Here is a 936-nt window from a genome sequence, read left to right as displayed (position 1 = left end):
GAGGATTCGACACCCCGAGCCTAACGGCTCAAGGCGAGCAACGCCGCTCTCCCTTTTTCAACAATGACCGGGACATCCCCCCAAAAATGCCCCCCCTCCGAACGCCACCAACCCAAATGCGCCGCGTCTCACCAGGCGGAAGGTCCACTGCCAAACATGACGTGTCCTCTTTCCGCCACGGCAATTCGATGGATTCTGTGAATTTGAGCGCGGCGGTGCCATCGGCCGAAAGTCGGCTTGCTGACAACACGCGAGCGCGACAATTTCGCAAAGGCACTTCGCCAGTGTTTTTACAGTAAAGGCACACTACCTCGGTCATGGATGATCGGATGACCGTTTGCCGCACGCCAGTTAGGCTTTCGGACGTGTTTCCGGTGATATCGACATTTACCGTGCCGGTGTCCGGCAGCGATATTGCCAGCTTTCGGTTGCCTAAGAGCCTCAACGGCTTCCCGCGCCCGCCGTTCGTCCCGGTAGATTTCAACGGGCGCAAAGATTATGCCCCAAAGGACGATCAGCGAGAATGCCACGACGAAGAACGCCGCTGGCAGCACCGTGAGCAACGTTCGCTCATCACTCGCAGATGGTAATGTGATCCACGCGATGACCAAAGCGATAACCGAAAGCCCCCCTGTCCAACCCACGGCCTTTGCGAACTTGCCGCTGAAAGCGCGTTTCAGGCACCGCCAATAGAATGTCGTCACGTCTCTCAATGTGGTGGTCATGCTCAACCCCGCTTTGCTCCCAATGCGCGCGACATAGCCTCATTGATCCACTTATCAAGCGCGGCAAACATCACCTTCAGGTCGTAGACGATAGTGCCATCGGCCATGAACAAGAAAATACCTTAGCATTAGCAGGCTGCGGAAAAATCCATCTATCTGGCCCCTTTCCCCGTCTGCCAGCGTCGTTTGAGGGTGCTTGTGCGGGGTTACG

The 936-nt window shown here is 56.6% G+C and carries 1 protein-coding gene; it reads right to left on the bottom strand.

What is annotated here, in order from left to right; all coding sequences use genetic code 11:
- Nucleotides 1–290 precede the first annotated feature (290 nt).
- Nucleotides 291–731, bottom strand: a complete 441-nt coding sequence (locus tag IEW15_RS25540) for a hypothetical protein (RefSeq protein WP_188583367.1) — start codon at nucleotides 729–731, stop codon at nucleotides 291–293.
- Nucleotides 732–936: the final 205 nt, after the last annotated feature.

The organism is Tistrella bauzanensis, from assembly GCF_014636235.1.
Taxonomy (GTDB): domain Bacteria; phylum Pseudomonadota; class Alphaproteobacteria; order Tistrellales; family Tistrellaceae; genus Tistrella; species Tistrella bauzanensis.
The sequence above is the reverse complement of the archived record's forward strand: the minus strand, read 5'-3'. Positions and strand labels throughout refer to the sequence as shown.